Raw genomic sequence first — 14,616 nt, forward strand, 5'->3', positions numbered from 1 at the left:
TGGGTGCCTCACCTCGACCGACCTATGCATTCAACCGACCGAGATATTCCTGGTGAACTACGAAACCATCCACTCCGCGGAACAGCTTGCTGACTTTTGCGAGCGAATTTCGGAGGAGCCCGTGATCGGGTTCGACACGGAATTTGTGTCGGAGGATTGCTATCGACCCGAGTTGTGCCTGATTCAGGTCGCCGCGGGAGAGCACCTCGCGATCATCGATCCTTATCCCACCGGCGACACGCAACCCTTTTGGGATCTGTTGGTGCAGCCGGGACGGACGGTGGTGGCTCATGCGGCACGCGAAGAAATTCGGTTTGCCTATCGGTTCACCGGCAAACCGATTGCGGGTTTGTTCGACACACAACTCGCCGCGGCGTTCGTGGGTATCGAATACCCAGCGTCCCTCGGAACGTTGGTGCAGAAACTCTGCGGGGTGACGTTACCCAAGGGTGAGGCGCGAACGAATTGGCGCCATCGTCCATTGACGACCGAGCAGTTGACCTACGCACTGCATGATGTCACCAAACTCCGCGAGATGCACGATCTGCTCCGCGCTGATCTTGATGGACTCGACCGGATGTCCTGGGTGGAGGAGGAAACTCAGCGATTGCAACAGAAGGTCATCGACTCCGAATCTGCTGAAAAATGGCAACGCGTCAGTGGCAGTTCGGGATTGAAGCCACGTCAACTGGAGATTGTCCGCCAACTCTGGCGGTGGCGGGAAGCGGTCGCCAAAGACAAAGATCGCATTCCACGTCGGATCATGCGTGACGATTTGATCGTCGAACTCGCCAAACGCGGATCCTCCAACGTTGCTAAGATTCGCAGTATCCGAGGACTCGAACGACGCAATTTCCGTGATCAGTATGATGAAATCGCCGCTGCGATCGAGACTGGACTACGCGTTCCCGAAGACGACCTGCCACGCCGATCACGCGGCCGAATTCGCTCCGCCTCGCCGATGCTGAGCCAGTTTCTTTCGACAGCGATTGCATGTATCAGTCGACAGCACAAGATCGCACCGGCCATTGTTGGCAACTCGGACGATGTCAAGGATCTGCTTGCCTACGAATTGACTCCTCGACGTGGTGCGACTTTACCAGCGCTTCTCGAGGGTTGGCGGGGAGACATCGTGGGCAAGAACTTCCGCAAGATACTCGCCGGTGATCTGGCCATTCGAGTGGCGGACTTGAGTGAAGACCAACCGCTCGAGTTCTTCGATTGCGAGACGTCGACTTAACCGCACGCTGGGATCACGGTTCGGTGGCAAACCAAATGGTGTTGCTGGTCCCTGGCGGACACTCGTTCGTTAGGGACGCATTTTTGTAAGATGATTGGATGCGAGAGCCATGCCTAGAAAAACTTTTCCCTGTCCTCCGCGCACGCTTGCGTCGGACGAGACTTAAATACCCTGTCTGGGTAGTTCACACGGACCAGGATCAACCCGTTCGCGGGGGCAGTGGCGCCAGCGAGGGTGCGGTCCCCCGATTGCAAAACCTCATCGATCCAGTCCAGTGGGCGTCGCCCGCGTGCGACCTCTAGCATCGTGCCGACGAGATTACGAACCATGTTGTATAGGAAGCCGTTGCCCTCGACTTCGTAGTACCATCGCGATCCAAACTCACCGCCGCGGTCGGTCTGACCCGACTCAGCAGCCGCGGTATCACGAGACCAAGCACTATGGGAAATGATTCGCACTGTCGAGTTTCGCGGCGCCCCGCTGGCTTGAAAGGCCGCGAAGTCGCGTTCACCAATGAACCGGCTCGCAGCGGCTTGCAATCGCTCAGGATCGATGGCGGCGTGAATGCGGTGACAGGTCCGAAGCGAGAATGGATCGCGTTGGCCACCGAGCTGAACTTGATAGCGATATCGCTTGCCGATGGCGTCCGCGATGGGGTGGAAGCTCGAAGCCGTTTCCCGCACATCAAGAACGGCGATGTCAGCGGGGAGTCTTGAATTCAATCCACGCAGCACCGCAGTGCAATCCGCTCTCCAGCCCGGCAGGACACAACGGGCGACCTGCCCCCAAGCATGGACGCCAGCATCAGTGCGTCCACTACCGAGTATTCGCAGCGGCGAACGCGCGTCGGAGGCCGTCTCGAGGGCCGCGTTGTCGCCGACAAGTGTGGCGGCAGCCTGTTCGAGTTCGCCTTGAATGGTGCGTTGGCCCGGTTGCACCTGCCACCCCGAATAATCGGTTCCATCGTAAGCGATTGTCAGGTGGAAGGTGCGAGACATGAGTCCAGGGAGAAGAAATGCAAAGATGTCGCCGAAGTAGAATTCAGTAGCAACACGATACATTCCCGGGTCACCAGCGTGTATCCTATTAGATCGTTTGCTACGTGTATTTTGCCTGTCCCGCAGCTCGCCAGAGTTTCGGGTTCTCTCCCTTTTGATCCCATCTTGAGCTATGCCCACACTGCCTCGTCGTCAATTCCTACAAACTCTCGCTGCCACTGCTGCCGTCACCGGCTTGTCGTCCTCCACTGCATTCGCCCATGAGGGTGGCCACGACGATCAGCCCTTCCAGATCTCGTTGGCGGAATGGTCACTTCACAAGTCGTTGTTCAACGCGTCGTCGGGGATCACGAACCTCGACTTCCCCCGCGTCGCGAAGGAGGAATTTGGAATTGATGGTATTGAGTACGTCAACCAGTTCTTCAAAGACAAAGCCCGTGACGAGAACTACCTCAACGATCTGAAGAAGCGCTGCAGCGATGTGGGAGTGAAAAGTCTGTTGATCATGGTCGATGGCGAAGGCAAGATCGGCGACCCCAATAAAGCCAATCGAAAGAAGGCGGTTGAGAATCACCATCAATGGGTCGACGCAGCGAAGTCTCTGGGTTGCCACTCGATTCGCGTCAACGCAGCGAGTGGTGGCAGCTACGCTGATCAGTTGAATTACGCTGCCGATGGATTGCGTCAGCTGAGCGAATACGCCGCCAAGCAAGATATCAACGTGATCGTTGAGAACCACGGAGGCCTGAGCAGCAACGCGGCTTGGCTAGCGGTGGTGATGGAGCGTGTGGGAATGGACAACTGCGGCACGCTGCCAGATTTCGGCAACTTCCGGATCCGTGGCGGCGACACCCCCCAAACCTTTGACCGTTACATGGGCGTTCAAGCCTTGATGCCTTATGCCAAATCGGTCAGCGCCAAGAGCTACGATTTCAATGATCAGGGCGACGAAACGACGATCGACTACCTGAAAATGATGAAGATCGTTACCGATTTCGGATACCACGGTTATGTTGGGATTGAGTACGAGGGTGGTCGTCTGGACGAGTTTGCTGGAATCCGCGCCACGAAAGCGTTGCTCGAACGAGTCCGCGACCAATTGGCATGAACCCATCGCCGAGCGCGCCGTCGCCGAAGAGAATTTTATTGGGAATCACCGGTGGGATCGCGGCCTACAAGAGCGCTGACCTATGCAGCAAGCTCGCCCAGGCCGGTTATCACGTGCAAGTTGTGATGACCGCTGGCGCGTTGGAGTTCATCGGCGAAGCGACGTTGGCTGCTCTCTCGGGGCGGCCCGTCGTCACCCGAGGATTCGACGCGGGCTTCCCGCTGGGACCCCATATCGAATTGGCGCGTCAATTGGATGCCTTCGTGGTGGCGCCCGCGACGGCTGCGACATTAAGTCACTTTGCCCACGGGGCGGCAGATGATCTACTCAGTACGTTGTATCTCCAGAACACTGCACCCGTCGTATTGGCCCCGGCCATGAGTGATCCGATGTGGAATCAGGCGAGTGTGCAGCGGAACGTGGAAATACTACGCGGTGACGGTTGTCACCTGATCGGGCCAGAAAAAGGTTGGCTGAGTTGTCGCGTCCAGGGTACCGGCCGGATGAGCGAACCGGCTAAGATCATCTCTGAAATCAATGCACTCTTTTTGTCTGGCCCGAGTCACTCATGACTGTCCACGTCTTCGGACACCGTAATCCTGATACCGACGCCATTTGCAGCGCCATTGCCTACGCGGATTTCTTGCGCCGGACAACCCGTCCGGACGCGGTCGCGGCCTGTTGCGGAGCCCCCAACGAGCGGACCGAGTTCGCTCTGCGGCAAGCAAAAGTAAGTCTGCCACGGATCATCATGGATGTCCGTCCGGAACTCCGCGACATCTGCAACCGGGAGATGATCTACGCGCGGCCCACGGACGTTTTTTACGACGTTTACACGCGTATGAACAAGCACGGGTTGCGTTCGATCCCCGTGCTCGATGAAAACGATTGTCTCCTCGGCCTGGCAACGCTGCTCGGGATGCTCGACCTCGTGTTCCGCGGTGGAATGGAGGCGAGCCAGTCGCGAGGTGTTCGTTCGACGCTTCGTAACGTGGTCTCGGTTCTCGGCGGCCAGTTCCAGCACGAAATTGATTCTGATCGCACTGAAGACTTGATTGTCACCGTGGGCGCAATGAGCGCGGGCGGGTTTACAGAGCGACTCAGCGAATTTCCGCCCGATCGCCTGCTCGTCGTCAGTGGCGATCGACCGACGATCCAATTGCCGGCTCTCGAGATGGGCGTCCGAGCGTTGGTCGTCACCGGTGGATTCGAGTTGTCGAGTGGTTTGGCGGAACTCGCACGCAACCGCGGCGTCGCAGTCATTCGCAGTGATTTCGATACCGCGACGACGACCACGCGCATCAAAGCCGCTCAGATGATCGAGGGCGCCATCGATCGGGCGTGTGAGGTGCTGCCGGCCAAAATGCCAGTGACGGCTGCGAAGAATCAAATTTATCGTTCATCGCAGCCCGTCTTTCCCGTTTTGGAGGGCAAGAAGTTAGTCGGCGTTTTGAGTAAGAGCGATTTGGTTCATCCGCCCCGTCCGCAACTCGTCTTGGTCGATCACAACGAGCTCGGCCAAGCGGTCGAGGGTGTCGAGGAGGCAGATATCATCGAGGTGCTCGACCATCACCGCCTCGGGGGCTCCTTGAAATCGACTGGTCCGATCCGGTTCACGATGGACCCAGTTGGCTCGACCTGCACCCTGGTGGCGCGGATGTACCGCCAGGCTGACATCGAACCGGAGCCTGGCATCGCTCTTTGCATGGCATCAGGCATCATCAGCGACACGCTCTATCTGCGCTCGCCGACCACGACCGACGTCGATCGTGACATTCTCGATTGGCTGCAGAAGTTCGTCAAACAGCCACTCGAACAGTTCGCGACGGATTTCTTCCAGGTCGGATCGGCGCTGCGTTCCAGCCCTCCGGACAGGGTCGTACGGGAAGATTGCAAGCAGTTCGAAGAGGGTGACAAGCGGTTTTCTATCTCGCAGATCGAGGAGATCGGTTTCGATCTGTTCTGGCAGCGTCAAAATGAGTTGGCACAGGCTCTCAGCGGCCTGGCAGACGAGAATTCTCTGGATTTTTCCGCCCTGATGGTGACGGATATCTCCAGCAATGGCAGCTTGCTGTTGATGAGCAGCGAACCGGTCGGTTGGGATGAAATTAATTATCCCCAACTCGAAGATCGGCTCTACAAACTCGATAACGTGGTCAGCCGCAAGAAACAGCTCTTACCGCTGATCAGTAGCCTGCTCGAATCGGCTTCGATGCCGTAGTACGCCCGGGCGTGAAACCTCTCCTTCGTCTTTGGATCCAAAACCATGAAATCATCTTATGATTGTGTCGTTGTCGGCGGGGGGCCTGCGGGTAGCGCCGCTGCATCGATTGTCGCTGAGGGCGGAAACAGTGTATTGCTGATCGAACGAGAGCCAATGCCTCGCTTCCACGTCGGCGAATCGATGATGCCCGAGGCCTATTGGCCACTACAGCGACTCGGTTTGATCGAGCAGATGAAGCAGTCCGGGTGGCAGCCAAAGAAAAGCGTGCAGTTCGTCTCCCATTCGGGCAAGGAATCCGAACCGTTTTTCTTTCGCAACCACGACGATCGTGAGTGCAGCACGACCTGGCAGGTTGAGCGAAGTGAATTTGACAAATTGCTGTTCGATCGTGCAGCGGAACTCGGCGCAGATTGCCGTGACAACACGCGTTTGATCGATGTGGTTTTCGATCCACCAGCATCCGAGGATGCGCAACCTCGAGCCACAGCTGTCGTTGTCCGCGACTGCGAGGGCAATGAGCATCGCATCGATTGTCGAGTGCTTGTCGATGCGACTGGCCAACAGAGTTTTATCGCTGGCAAATTGGGCTTGAAAGAGATCAATCCTCGGCTGAAGAAGGCTGCGGTTTGGACGTATTATAAAGACGCCGTGCGCGGCGAAGGTGACAACGAAGGCGCGACGATTGTCTTGAATTCGGAGAACAAGAATTCATGGTTCTGGTTCATCCCTCAATCCCGAGGGATCACCAGTATTGGTTGCGTGGCCGATCACCAGTATCTGCTCAAGGGCCGTGGGACGCCTGAAGAGATCTTTAACGATGAATTGGCACGCTGCCCCGGCCTGATCCCGAGGCTCGAAAACGCGACACGGGTAGGTAAATTCCGAACGGCAAAGGAGTTCTCGTACATGTCTCGCGAGCACGCCGGGCCAGGCTGGGTGCTGATCGGAGACGCCTTCGGGTTCCTCGATCCCGTCTATTCATCAGGGGTCTATTTTGCCTTAGAGATGGGGGTTCGCGCGGGCGATGCGATTGTCGAAGGATTGCAGAGCGATGACGTGTCAGCGCAGCAGATTGCGAACTGGTCGGATAATTTCAAGGCGGGTGTGGATCGTTTGCGACAACTCGTTAACGCGTTTTATGACGAAGACTTCAGTATCGGGCGTTTCATGCGAGACTACCCGCAATACCGAGGCAATGTGACCGACCTCTTGATTGGTCGAATTTTCAGCGAAGAAGCAGGGCAAATGTTTCCCGATATGAATCGCAGCATTGAATCGGCCCGTGAACAGAAACTTGCTGCAGCCAAAGAGATGAACACGTGAGCGAATTGACCGAACTGAGTTGGTGGAAAGACGATCTCGCGGATCGTTTTGATGGATTGATTTTCGATTGCGACGGCACGCTCTCGGATTCGATGCCGCTGCACTACATCGCTTGGCGTGACACGATGTCGGCGCGCGGTGTTGAGTTCCCCGAACAGCGATTTTACTCGATGGGCGGGATGCCGACCGAGAAGATCATTTCGGTGTTGTCTCAAGAGCAGGACGTTCGCGTCGATGTTGATGCAACCGCTGCGGCCAAGGAGTTGGCTTTCGAGGAGTTGATGGATGACCTGCAACCGCTCGAATTGGTCTGCGAGGTCGCCGCTCGGCATCGCGACCGAATGGCCATGGCGGTCGCCAGCGGCGGGATTCGGCCTATCGTTTCGAGACAACTCCAGCAGCTAGGGATTTCAGAATGGTTTGGCGCCTTGGTCACCAGCGAGGATACCGTCGGCCACAAACCGGAACCGGATGCGTTCCTGTTGGCAGCCGAGTTGCTCAATATCGCACCCGAGCGGTGCCTCGTTTTTGAAGATTCCCCGCTGGGTTTTGAGGCCGCTGTGCGAGCGGGGATGCAGTATGTCGATGTTCGTCCGCAGACGAGCTGATTCGCGACCGCTGGCGAGCCCGAACGCTCAATCTGGACCGCGCGACGTTGACTCGAGATGTACCAACGACGACATTTGACTGAACTGCTTCCAGCGCTGCATTGCTGGACCCCACTCTGATTGGAAAAGGTTTATGAGAACGCTCCTTGTTGCCGCCATACCACTGGCACTTTGTCTGACGCTTGTCTCCGCCGAGGCATCGGAACCCCAATTGCTCTGGCCCGACGGCGCGCCGGGCGACCAGGGTGAACTGGGCCCAGAACATGACAAGACGAGTCCCGACGAAACCTCCAATCGTGTGATTCGGCTCGGCAATGTTAGCGAACCGACCATCACGCTCTACCGAGCACCGGCCGAGAAGGATAACGGTTCCGCTGTCGTCGTCTGCCCCGGTGGCGGCTACCATATCCTCGCAATGGACTTGGAGGGCACCGAGGTTTGCCAGTGGCTCAACACCCTCGGGGTCAACGCGGTCTTGCTGAAGTATCGCGTGCCTCGTCGAGAGGGACGCGCACCCCATGAAGCACCGTTGCAGGACGTTCAGCGCGCCTTGGGATTGGTCCGCTGGCACGCCGACGAGTGGAATCTGAACCCGGAGCGGATTGGAGTGTTGGGGTTTTCAGCAGGTGGCCATTTATCGGCGGCAGCCAGCACAAATTATGGCGAACGGACCTATGAGGCAATCGACGAGGCGGACACGGTCAGCTGTCGGCCCGACTTTGCCGTGTTGATTTACCCAGCCTATTTGACCAAGAAACGCGGGCCGGAGTTGGCCCCAGAACTGACAGTGACCAAGGACACGCCGCCGACCTTTCTGTTTCAAACCCAGGATGATGGCGTGCACGTCGAAGGCAGTCTGTTCTATTACTTGGCACTGACACAGTCGCAGGTTGCTGCTGAGATGCACCTCTTGGCCGAGGGCGGTCATGGGTACGGTTTGCGAGGTTCAGAGCGAGCCCCCCAGTCGTGGCCGAAATACGCCGAGGCATGGATGCGTGGTTTGGGAGTTATCGAGTAACACTGCGATCATGTTTCTACTCGTTACCGCCGTCCTCACCGCCAGCCTGCTGGGCAGTATGCACTGCGTGGGCATGTGCGGCCCCTTAGCGATTTGGGCGAGCGGGGCGGGCATGAAAACCTCTCAGCGACAAATCATCGTATCGACCTCGCTCTATCACTTCGGTCGATTCCTGACCTACACGATGGTGGGCCTGGCCGCTGGCGGTATTGGCAGTTTGGTGGACGTGGGCGGCCAAACGCTTGGATTTCAACTCGCCGCCGCTCGTGTTGTCGGCGCACTGATGGTGATCATCGGAATCGCCAAGCTGGGAAAGATTTTGCTGGCGAGCCGCATCGCAGTGAAATCGCCACCGGTGCCCTCTCGGATGGGCGGCCTGCTGGTAAGACTGCGACCGTATGTGTTGTCACTGCCTCCGCACGGCCGTGCGGTATCGATCGGCTTGCTGACAGCTTTGCTGCCCTGCGGATGGCTGTATCTGTTCGCGTTGATCGCAGCGGGCACTGGCAGCGTCGTGATGGGCGGCCTCACGATGGCGGCATTCTGGCTCGGTACGGTGCCTGCCTTGACGGCGTTGATCGCGGGCACGCAAACTTTATCTCGCGAGTTTGTTCGGATTGTTCCCGTCGTGACTGCTGTTTTACTCATCGTCGCGGGCGGTTTCACCGCTTCGGGCCGTGGCTTTGCCAACCTCAATTCGCTATCCGATCTCAGTGGCCACAGTGCCGGTGAGTGGACCGTTGATAGCGAGAATCCGATACCGGCCGGATTCTGCGATGGTGGAGCGAGTCAGAGAGCATCCAGTGGGATCATGCAGCGGATCGGTGCGCTGCTGAAACCGCAGAGCGTGGATCCGACCAAGTGAATCCATCGACGTCTCCGTCGGCTGACCGCCACCAACGCATTTCGCGCCCGTGCATCCACTGTGGTGAGCCGACCGATAGCTACGCGGAACAGCCTGCCGACGAGATTTTCTGCTGCGGTGGCTGCCGTGGTGCCTACGAGCTTATCCACGGCTGGGGGTTGGAATCGTTTTACGGTCTTCGCGATCAGCTCGGCAGCGGCACGGCACCACGGGTCAAGGAGGAGTCGTCTCGCTACGAGCGTTTTGACAGTGAGGAGTTCCTCGGCCCATCGACACCGCGACCGCAAGAGGACGGATTGATGTGCAGCGAACTCGCGGTGCACGGACTGCACTGCGCAGCTTGCGCGTGGTTGATTGAGAACGCGGCACAGCGCACGCCAGGTTGGCGGGCCGCCCGTGTGAAGATGAGCGACCATACTCTGCGAGTCGTTTACGATCCGCAATCCACGGCTCTCAGCCAGATCGCTCGGCTGCTCGACCGGCTCGGTTACGAGGTAGCACCGATCTCGGCGGAGCGGGACACGCATTTCCAGAGTGAAAACCGTCGCCATTTGATGCGCATTGCCATCGCTGGATTCTGTGCAGCAAATGCAATGTGGATCGCCGTGGCGCTCTATGCGGGTGAACTGCAGGGTGTCGAGGTTGACCATCGCTGGTTTCTCGGACTTGTGGGCACCGGTTTGGGTGTCGCAGCCGTTGTCATTCCGGGGCGGACGTTTTTCGTGGGCGCATTGGCGTCGATCAAAACCCGCGTCCCTCACATGGATCTTCCCGTCGCGTTGGGGCTGTCCGTCGGCACGGTTGCAGGCATCGTCAATGCTATCTCTGGCCGCGGGCATCTGTATTTTGACTCGCTCGCTGTGCTCGTGTTCCTGCTACTGATCGGCCGCTGGATCCAGTTCCACCAGCAGCACCGCGCCGCCAAGGCAGTCGATCTGTTATTACGGATCACTCCGCGTCATGCGCTGCGAGTCAATTCCGATGAGACGACCGACACCGTCTTGGTGGATATTCTTCAGGTAGGCGATTGCGTTCGCGTCGATGCGGGTGAAAACATTCCTGTCGACGGAGAGGTCCTGCACGGTCAATCGTTGATCGATCGGTCGTTGTTGACTGGCGAGAGCGTGCCCGTCGACATCGCCGAGGGAGACCAGGTAGCCGCTGGGACACTGAATTTGCAGCAACCCATTGACGTTCGCGTGTCCGCGACCGGACGAGAGAGCCGAATCGGTCGCGTCATGCAGTCGGTCGAAGACGCGATGAATGACAAGATCCCGATCGTGCAGTTCGCTGATCGGATCGGTGGTGTGTTCGTGGTGGTGGTGACGTTGCTGGCCATTGCCACCTTCCTTTGGTGGCTGCCCGCGGGATGGCGCACATCCGCATCGACCGCGACAGCGCTCTTGATCGTAGCCTGTCCCTGCGCATTGGCTCTCGCAACCCCGCTAGCGATTGCCGTCTCACTCGGTCGTGCAGCGAAGCATAAGGTCTTGATACGCGACGGTTCGACGCTGCAGCAATTGTCTCGCACGGGACGAATCTGGTTCGATAAAACGGGTACGCTGACCTCAGGGCGTCCGGATGCGTGGATCGCTTGGGGAGATTCGGAGAGTGTCGCTGCTGCCGCTGCAGTGGAGCAACACTGTCGTCATCCCGTCGCTGATGCACTGGGTCGTTTATGTCGCCGGCTTGGGACGGCGACGCTATCCGATGCCGTTCTTGACCGCGTCCATCGACAGGGCGTGGTGGGGCATGTTCAAGACAGCGAAGTGCTTGTGGGCAGCCCTTCGTTTCTTCGCGAGCAAGGCTTTGGATTGGGGCAGGTCGTGCGGGATGCAATTGACGATTGTACCGAGAACGCGGCCAGTCCCATTGTGATCGCTCGCGATGGAATCGTCGAAGCGGTCGTTGCGATCTTTGATCCGATCAAAGCCGAGGCAGCTGAAACTGTCGCGTGCTTGCAGGCGAGCGGTTGGCAGGTGGGAATCTTGTCAGGGGACCATCCGGACATCGTCCGCCACGTCGCCACAACATTGGGCGTACCGCCAGACCTCGCATTTGGTGGACTCAGCCCCGAGGACAAACTGGCAGCCGTGCGCGGCGATGAAAGGTTCTCGAGCGGGACGGTCGAATCAACCACTGTGATGGTGGGCGACGGCGCCAACGACGCTGCTGCATTGGCCGCAGCCGATGTCGGGATTGCCGTCCGCGGTGGCGTGGAGGTGAGTTTGCAAGCAGCGCCAGTATTTATAGCCAACGATAATCTGGCGGGTGTGAACGAGCTGGTGGATTCGGCACGCCGCACCGAATGGCTGATTCGGACTGCCCTCGCGGTATCATTGCTGTATAATGTGATTGCTGTCGGGCTAGCGATGTGCGGCCGGATCAGTCCTCTTGTCGCGGCGATCCTGATGCCGTTGAGTAGCGTCAGTGTGTTGGCGGTGACCTTGATCTGGCCAACCTATCCATCCCGTCCCACCACCTCCCGCAGGAATTGAGCCGAGTGAGTGTTCTGTACGTCGCCGTTCCCCTCGCATTGGTCCTCGGCGGAGGCGGCCTGATTGCCTGTCTGTTGTGTATTCGCAGCGGCCAATATGACGATCTCGACACGCCAGCAGTGCGGATGCTGATCGACGAAGAAAAGTCCAAGGACTGAGGGTCCGCTCAGCCGTCTTTCCGATTGTCCAGCAGAAAACGAGTGCAATCCTCGCTGAGAATCGAGCCACGGAGGGTCACGTCGATGGAACACTGCTCCGCCAACTCACGGCTCGTCACGCCGAGGCCACCGAAACCGGCCTGCTCAACGGCAGCCTGGTCGGCACCGAAAACAATGTGCTCTATCCCAGCCATCAGGGCTGCTGAGAAGCACATTGGACAAGGCTGTGCGGTAGCGAGGAGCCAGCATCCCTTGAGGCTGGGATTGCCGAGACTTTGGCAGGCGATTCGAATTGCGTTGACCTCTGCGTGAGCGGTTGGATTCGTATCGGAGACGGCTGTGTTGTGCGCGACTGCAATCTGTCGGCCCGATGGCAAGTAGACTGCTGCGCCGAACGGGTTCTCGCCGGCTTGCACTCCCGCCTGCCCATCGGCCAACGCCGCTTTCATCCACTGCGTGAGTTCGGTGTCGGTTACCGACTCCGGTTGTCTCTCGGTTTCATTGATCATGGGTGCTGCCTTCCTCACCGGCGTCTTGAGAATAGATCAGTACAGTGTATGGGGGCAGCTCGATACGTCCGCGAGAAGGCAGTCCGTCATAGGGCTGCGATCGCCCCTCAATATCGCCACTGGCCTGCCCCGCAAAGTCGTTGCTATAGATTCGTCGGTCACTGCTAAATCGCCGACGCCACTGTCCACTCGCTGGCAAGCCAAACTCGTACTGCTCGAAATGCTGATTAGCAAAATTCGCTATCACGACAACGTCGTCGCCCTGACCACCATCATAGCTGCGTTGGAAAGCGACGACTTTGTCGCGATGATTGACATGGAAAACGTTGATGCGCTGACCGGTCAGCCCCTTGGTAACTCCATCTCGATTGAGCCGCAGGTCGATTAGCCTCGAAGTGAGTCGAACGATTCCTTCATGCTCGCCCTCTTGATCCCAATCGAGTTCGTCACCGTCTTGAAACCAACCATCGACCAAGAACTCCTGCCCTTGAAACAGCATGGGAATCCCGGGGGCGGTGAGAACGAGAGCGATACCGAGGGTAGAACGCTTTTGAGAGTACCAGTCATCGGGATCATCCGAATCGATCTCGGTGGGGACACGTGCCTTCCCGTTGGCGACCTCATCGTGCGACTCGGTATAGATCACACGTCGAAACGCGTCGCCATCATACGCGTGATAAAGCGCATCGCGAACCTTGTTCATATCCCGGCCTGCGTCGTCGCTCTGGGTGATCACATCACGGATCGGGTGAACGAAGGCAGCATCCCATTGGGTGGAAAATGCTGCTCCGCCTTCGCTCTCAGGCTTGGTGAGGTAGGCGTTGTTCTGAAGATCTTCAGCGATCGTGATTGCTGAGGGTTTGTAGGCGTGTACCTCCCGGTTCACCCACTGGGTCAGCCCCCAGCCTTCGGGGATCTCTTGCTGGCCGCTCGCATCGACACTGCGAATGTAGAGCGTCATATCATATCGCAAGCCATCGACGTGGAAATCTTCCAGCCACATCATGGCGTTGTCGCGAATATACGACCGAACCTCACCACGCCCATAATCAGGGCGGGTGTCTCCCCACGGTGTCGTGGAACGATAGTCGTTGTAGAAATAGATGCCACCCTTGCCGTTCTCGCTCCAACCGTCGAACTGCCAAAGATCGAGATCACTCGGACCGAAGTGATTGTAAACCACGTCAAGAATCACGGCGAATCCAGCCTTGTGGGCCTCCCGCACAAACGTCTTGAACCCAACTGGGCCCCCATACGCCGTTTCGACCGCATACGGGTGGGCAGGGTTGTAGCCCCATGAATAATCGCCAGCGAACTCGGCAAGCGGCATGATCTGCAACGCGTTGACGCCGAGACGCTTCAAATAATCGAACTTAGTAATGTAGTCTTCAAAGGTTCCTACCCGGTCGTCCTCGCTCCGACTAAACGTTCCGATGTGTGTTTCGTAAATGACGAGCTCGTTCCACGAGGGCATCACGAATTCATCATCCTGCCAATCGAACGCAGGCTGATGGATGATCCCGTTACCGACGGAATTGGTCACCTCTCTGACCCGCGGATCAATCCGGCAGAACGTTTTCTCGCCGTTCGAAATCTCATACTTGTATTGATCACCCGGTTTGGCATCTTCAACGTAGGCATACCAATCACCGCTCGGGCTGGATTCCATCGGACTGGCCTTGCCATCCCAGTCGTTAAAATCGCCCACCACGCTGACCGAGTTCGCGTGCGGTGCCCACACCCGGAAAGCCACGCCGCGATCAAGCACAATCGGCCCCATCCCAGAGGCTTGCGTCGTGGCTGAAGATGTGTTCGCTGCTTCAAGCGAGTGAGAAGATGTCACGGCGTGGTCTCAAGGGAGGAAGATGAAATGAAAATTCTACAGCAACGGACCCAGCCCGAAGGTCGACACACCGGACGCTGCGTCACCCTTCGGGCTGGTAGACAATTAGGCGAAACTTGCCGTTAGCTTCCCAATGTTGAGACGAGGGCTGTGAGGCCCTGGGTAGCGCGACCCACCCGGCCGGTAACGCGTCTCGGCTCAATAAATCGACCGCCCGTGAGATT

13 protein-coding genes are annotated in these 14,616 nt (G+C 58.0%); 10 read left to right on the forward strand and 3 right to left on the reverse strand.

All coding sequences use genetic code 11. The features are described from left to right. The first annotated feature begins 52 nt into the window (after positions 1 to 52). On the forward strand, positions 53 to 1,240 hold the full coding sequence (locus tag CA85_RS02310) for a ribonuclease D (protein ID WP_146389655.1): 1,188 nt from the start codon (positions 53 to 55) through the stop codon (positions 1,238 to 1,240). 113 nt (positions 1,241 to 1,353) lie between these two features. On the opposite strand, the gene truA is transcribed toward CA85_RS02310, so the two are convergent. Then, on the reverse strand, positions 1,354 to 2,238 hold the full coding sequence (gene truA / locus CA85_RS02315) for a tRNA pseudouridine(38-40) synthase TruA (RefSeq protein WP_146389656.1): 885 nt from the start codon (positions 2,236 to 2,238) through the stop codon (positions 1,354 to 1,356). Between the two features lie 172 nt (positions 2,239 to 2,410). On the opposite strand from truA, the gene CA85_RS02320 reads away from it, so the two are divergent. The 9 genes from CA85_RS02320 to ccoS all read left to right on the forward strand — a co-directional run bounded on the left by CA85_RS02320 (position 2,411) and on the right by ccoS (position 12,040). Further along, entirely contained in the window at positions 2,411 to 3,346 is a 936-nt protein-coding gene (locus tag CA85_RS02320; RefSeq protein ID WP_146389657.1) for a sugar phosphate isomerase/epimerase family protein, read from the forward strand. Continuing rightward, a complete protein-coding gene (locus CA85_RS02325; RefSeq protein WP_146389658.1) occupies positions 3,343 to 3,918 on the forward strand; it encodes a flavoprotein in 576 nt (191 codons plus the stop codon). The genes CA85_RS02320 and CA85_RS02325 overlap by 4 nt, the downstream gene beginning before the upstream one ends. Next, entirely contained in the window at positions 3,915 to 5,567 is a 1,653-nt protein-coding gene (locus tag CA85_RS02330) for a putative manganese-dependent inorganic diphosphatase (RefSeq protein WP_146389659.1), read from the forward strand. The genes CA85_RS02325 and CA85_RS02330 overlap by 4 nt, the downstream gene beginning before the upstream one ends. A 45-nt stretch (positions 5,568 to 5,612) precedes the next feature. Continuing rightward, a complete protein-coding gene (locus CA85_RS02335; protein ID WP_146389660.1) occupies positions 5,613 to 6,893 on the forward strand; it encodes an NAD(P)/FAD-dependent oxidoreductase in 1,281 nt (426 codons plus the stop codon). Then, positions 6,890 to 7,501 carry an HAD family hydrolase gene (locus CA85_RS02340; protein ID WP_146389661.1) on the forward strand — a complete coding sequence of 204 codons (612 nt, stop codon included), beginning with the start codon at positions 6,890 to 6,892 and terminating at the stop codon, positions 7,499 to 7,501. The genes CA85_RS02335 and CA85_RS02340 overlap by 4 nt, the downstream gene beginning before the upstream one ends. Before the next feature lie 133 nt (positions 7,502 to 7,634). Then, on the forward strand, positions 7,635 to 8,519 hold the full coding sequence (locus tag CA85_RS02345) for an alpha/beta hydrolase (RefSeq protein ID WP_146389662.1): 885 nt from the start codon (positions 7,635 to 7,637) through the stop codon (positions 8,517 to 8,519). 10 nt (positions 8,520 to 8,529) lie between these two features. Continuing rightward, complete coding sequence (locus tag CA85_RS02350) at positions 8,530 to 9,384, forward strand: sulfite exporter TauE/SafE family protein (RefSeq protein ID WP_146389663.1); 855 nt, start codon at positions 8,530 to 8,532, stop codon at positions 9,382 to 9,384. Further along, entirely contained in the window at positions 9,381 to 11,882 is a 2,502-nt protein-coding gene (locus CA85_RS02355; protein ID WP_146389664.1) for a heavy metal translocating P-type ATPase, read from the forward strand. The genes CA85_RS02350 and CA85_RS02355 overlap by 4 nt, the downstream gene beginning before the upstream one ends. A 5-nt stretch (positions 11,883 to 11,887) precedes the next feature. Continuing rightward, positions 11,888 to 12,040 (forward strand): cbb3-type cytochrome oxidase assembly protein CcoS, encoded by a 153-nt coding sequence (ccoS, locus tag CA85_RS02360; protein ID WP_146389665.1) that lies wholly within the window; start codon positions 11,888 to 11,890, stop codon positions 12,038 to 12,040. A gap of 8 nt (positions 12,041 to 12,048) precedes the next feature. Here ccoS and CA85_RS02365 read toward each other — a convergent pair whose 3' ends face one another. Further along, complete coding sequence (locus tag CA85_RS02365) at positions 12,049 to 12,549, reverse strand: nucleoside deaminase (RefSeq protein ID WP_146389666.1); 501 nt, start codon at positions 12,547 to 12,549, stop codon at positions 12,049 to 12,051. Further along, positions 12,539 to 14,392, reverse strand: coding sequence for an alpha-amylase family glycosyl hydrolase (locus tag CA85_RS02370; RefSeq protein WP_246112420.1), 1,854 nt, complete (start codon positions 14,390 to 14,392; stop codon positions 12,539 to 12,541). The genes CA85_RS02365 and CA85_RS02370 overlap by 11 nt, the downstream gene beginning before the upstream one ends. Positions 14,393 to 14,616 lie beyond the last annotated feature (224 nt).

Origin of the sequence: Allorhodopirellula solitaria (genome assembly GCF_007859855.1) — a bacterium.
Lineage (GTDB): Bacteria > Planctomycetota > Planctomycetia > Pirellulales > Pirellulaceae > Rhodopirellula > Rhodopirellula solitaria.

Coding starts and splice junctions, on each gene's coding strand:
- truA (WP_146389656.1), bottom strand. CDS start 2,238: ATGTCTCGCACCTTCCACCTGACAATCGCTTACGATGGAACCGATTAT.
- CA85_RS02320 (WP_146389657.1), top strand. CDS start 2,411: ATGCCCACACTGCCTCGTCGTCAATTCCTACAAACTCTCGCTGCCACT.
- CA85_RS02325 (WP_146389658.1), top strand. CDS start 3,343: ATGAACCCATCGCCGAGCGCGCCGTCGCCGAAGAGAATTTTATTGGGA.
- CA85_RS02330 (WP_146389659.1), top strand. CDS start 3,915: ATGACTGTCCACGTCTTCGGACACCGTAATCCTGATACCGACGCCATT.
- CA85_RS02335 (WP_146389660.1), top strand. CDS start 5,613: ATGAAATCATCTTATGATTGTGTCGTTGTCGGCGGGGGGCCTGCGGGT.
- CA85_RS02345 (WP_146389662.1), top strand. CDS start 7,635: ATGAGAACGCTCCTTGTTGCCGCCATACCACTGGCACTTTGTCTGACG.
- CA85_RS02350 (WP_146389663.1), top strand. CDS start 8,530: ATGTTTCTACTCGTTACCGCCGTCCTCACCGCCAGCCTGCTGGGCAGT.
- CA85_RS02365 (WP_146389666.1), bottom strand. CDS start 12,549: ATGATCAATGAAACCGAGAGACAACCGGAGTCGGTAACCGACACCGAA.